Annotated in this window: 4 protein-coding genes; 2 read left to right on the plus strand and 2 right to left on the minus strand. The window is 67.7% G+C overall.

Annotated elements, in window-relative coordinates; genetic code table 11:
• Together AC04L7_RS15125 and galE are read right to left on the minus strand one after the other, a co-directional pair.
• On the minus strand, positions 1 to 401 hold a 401-nt coding region (locus AC04L7_RS15125), incomplete at its 3' end, for an MASE2 domain-containing protein (protein WP_475513316.1).
• A gap of 118 nt (positions 402 to 519) precedes the next feature.
• Positions 520 to 1536, minus strand: a complete 1017-nt coding sequence (gene galE / locus AC04L7_RS15130) for a UDP-glucose 4-epimerase GalE (RefSeq protein WP_475513317.1) — start codon at positions 1534 to 1536, stop codon at positions 520 to 522.
• A gap of 213 nt (positions 1537 to 1749) precedes the next feature.
• Here galE and AC04L7_RS15135 point away from each other — a divergent pair, with 213 nt between their 5' ends.
• Together AC04L7_RS15135 and AC04L7_RS15140 are read left to right on the plus strand one after the other, a co-directional pair.
• Positions 1750 to 3039, plus strand: coding sequence for a nucleotide sugar dehydrogenase (locus tag AC04L7_RS15135; protein ID WP_296282594.1), 1290 nt, complete (start codon positions 1750 to 1752; stop codon positions 3037 to 3039).
• 24 nt (positions 3040 to 3063) lie between these two features.
• On the plus strand, positions 3064 to 3255 hold a 192-nt coding region (locus AC04L7_RS15140; RefSeq protein ID WP_475513318.1), incomplete at its 3' end, for an NAD-dependent epimerase/dehydratase family protein.

Raw genomic sequence — 3255 nt, forward strand, 5'->3', positions numbered from 1 at the left:
GTCAGCGCCATCGCCGCCAGCGTGCGCACCGCGAAACGCCCGCCACCGACGATGACCTTGTCCATCGTCAGCATCACCGCCAGCAGCACGCTGGGCAGCGCATCGAACTGCATCGCCGCGATCCAGAACCCGCCCATCGCGGCGTCGAAGGTGAGGTTCTGGAACTCCGTCTGCAACGGTGCGTCGTGCTGCCGCTTCACCCGCCAGTAGGCCAAGTGCGGCCACAGGAACCCATGCGCGGCCAGCAACGCCCACAACGCAGGAGGCGCCGCGTGTTCGTACAGCACGGCGCCCACGCACAGCGCTCCCAGGCCCAGCCCCAGCGCGCGCATGCGGTACATGCGCTGGCCGTAGCGTGAGCGGTTCTGTTCCGCCAGGTCGCGAACGGCGTCGGTTGGCAAGCGGATCCAGGCGAGCGGGAGGTGCGTCGATTCTCGACCAATCGCCACCGCGTCGCCAGCCTGCGGCCGGCCGCCGCAGGCTCGCTTATGCCAAACCGGTCACGTTCGCGGCGTCCGGTCAGGCGGACGGATAGCCCTGCGGGTTCTGCGACTGCCACCGCCAGGCATCACGGCACATCGCGTCGACGTCGAGCTCCGCACGCCAGCCCAGCACGTCGTTGGCCAGCGATGGATCGGCATACACTTCGGCCACATCGCCCGCGCGACGCGCGACGATCTGGTACGGGATCGCGCGCTCGGCCGCACCCGCGAACGCGTTCACCAGCTGCAGCACGCTGATGCCCTGCCCGGTGCCGAGGTTGACGGTGAGGTTGCGGCGCTCGCGCACCAGGAAATCCAGCGCATCCGCGTGCGCGCGTGCCAGGTCCATCACGTGGATGTAGTCGCGCACGCMGGTGCCATCGGGCGTGGGCCAGTCGCCGCCGAACACGCTCAGGTGCTCGCGCCGGCCCACGGCCACCTGGCAGATGTAGGGCATCAGGTTGTTCGGGATTCCGGTCGGGTCCTCGCCGATCAGGCCGGAGACGTGCGCGCCCACGGGATTGAAGTAGCGCAGGTTGGCGGCGTGGAAACCCGGATCGCTTTCGCAGAGGTCGCCGATCAGCTGTTCCATCACCAGCTTGGTCCGGCCGTACGGGTTGGTGACCTGAAGGCGCGCGTCTTCACGGACGGGCACGCTCGCGGGGTCGCCGTAGACGGTGGCCGACGAGCTGAACACCAGCCGCTTGACGCCCGCCGCCTGCATGCCGTGCAACAGGTTGAGCGTGCCGCTGATGTTGTTGTGGAAATAGTCCAGCGGACGCTCGCAGGATTCGCCCACCGCCTTCAACGCCGCGAAGTGCACCACCGCATCGAACTGCTGCCGCGCGAAGAAGCCGACGACCGCCTCGCGGTCGCGCAGGTCCAGCGGCTGGAACGGCACCGGATGCCCGGTGATCTGCTGCAGGCGGGCCAATACGCCCGGCGAACTGTTGCTGAAGTTGTCCGCCACCACCACGTCGTGGCCCCGCTCGACGAGCACCACGTAAGCATGCGCGCCGATGTAGCCGGCGCCACCGCACAACAGGATCCGCATGTCGACTCCCCGGTCGCTGGTCGCCACCCTCCTGGTGGCCGATCATGCCTCTGGTACGCAGAGCGCGGCGCAATCAGGCCATTGCGCAAGCGTGTCCTCTCGACGGGGCTTTGCACGTTGATCGACTCGACATGGGGCCGCCGGCGGCAGCGCGGGCATGCCCCCGGCCTTATAGACTCTTCCAACACGCAGTACACAGGGGACCCCACATTGATGAACGCTCCATTGCCCACCCTGGACCAGGTCAGGATCGCCGTGATCGGCCTGGGATACGTCGGGCTGCCGCTGGCCGTCGCCTTCGGCCGCAAGTTCCCCACCCTGGGTTTCGACATCAACAGCAAGCGCGTGGCAGAACTGCGCGAGCACCAGGACCACACGCTGGAAGTGAGCGCCGACGAGCTGCGCGACACGCCGCTGCTCGACTTCAGCGACGACCCGGCGGCGCTGGCGGGCTGCAACGTGTTCATCGTCACCGTCCCCACCCCGATCGACGACTACAAGCGCCCCGACCTGCATCCGCTGGAATCGGCCAGCCGCACCGTGGGCCGCGCGATCGGCAAGGGTGCAGTCGCGATCTACGAATCGACCGTGTATCCCGGCGCCACCGAAGAGACCTGCGTACCGATCATCGAGCGCGAATCGGGACTGCGGTTCAACCAGGACTTCTATGCCGGCTACAGCCCGGAGCGCATCAACCCCGGCGACAAGCAGCACCGCCTGGAAACCATCATGAAGGTGACCTCCGGCTCCACCGCCGAGGTCGCGGACTTCGTCGACGCGCTGTACGGCAGCATCATCACCGCCGGCACCCACAAGGCCAGCAGCATCCGCGTGGCCGAGGCCGCCAAGGTCATCGAGAACACCCAGCGCGACGTCAACATCGCGCTGATCAACGAACTGGCCCTGATCTTCCATCGCCTGGGCATCGACACCCATGAGGTGCTCGAGGCCGCCGGCACCAAATGGAACTTCCTGCCRTTCCGYCCRGGCYTGGTCGGCGGCCACTGCATYGGCGTGGAYCCSTATTACCTGACCCACAAGGCGCAGCAGATCGGCTACCACCCCGACGTGATCCTGGCTGGCCGCCGCATCAACGACGGCATGGGCAGCCATGTCGCGCGACGCGTGGCCAAGCTGATGGCCCGGCAGAACCTGCCCACGGCCGGCGCCAGGGTGCTGGTGCTGGGGCTGGCATTCAAGGAGAACTGTCCCGACGTGCGCAACACGCGCGTGGTCGACATCGTGGCCGAACTGCGCAGCTACAACGCGCAGGTGGACGTGCACGACCCGTGGGTCAGCGCCGCCGAAGCCAAGCACGAATACGGCCTGGACCTGGTGGCCGAGCCTCAGGCCGGCCAGTACGATGCCGTGATCCTGGCGGTCGCCCACCGCGAATTCACCGAGCGTGGCGGCGACGGCGTGCGCGCCCTCGGCAAGCCAGGCGCGGTGGTGTTCGACGTGAAGCGGGCGCTGCCCCGCCACGCTGTCGACGACTGCCTGTAACGTCCTTCCCCACGAGAATCCTCGATGCGCGTCCTCGTTACCGGTGCCGCCGGCTTCATCGGCTCCCATCTCAGCCATCGCCTGCTCGACCGCGGCGATGAGGTGCTGGGATACGACAACCTCAACGACTATTACGACCCCACCCTGAAAGAGGCGCGCCTGGCGCGCCTGCAGCCCAAGGACGGGTYCCGCTTCGTGCGGGCCTCGCTCGAAGAC

It is taken from the genome of Pseudoxanthomonas sp. LjRoot204_2, assembly GCF_056175765.1.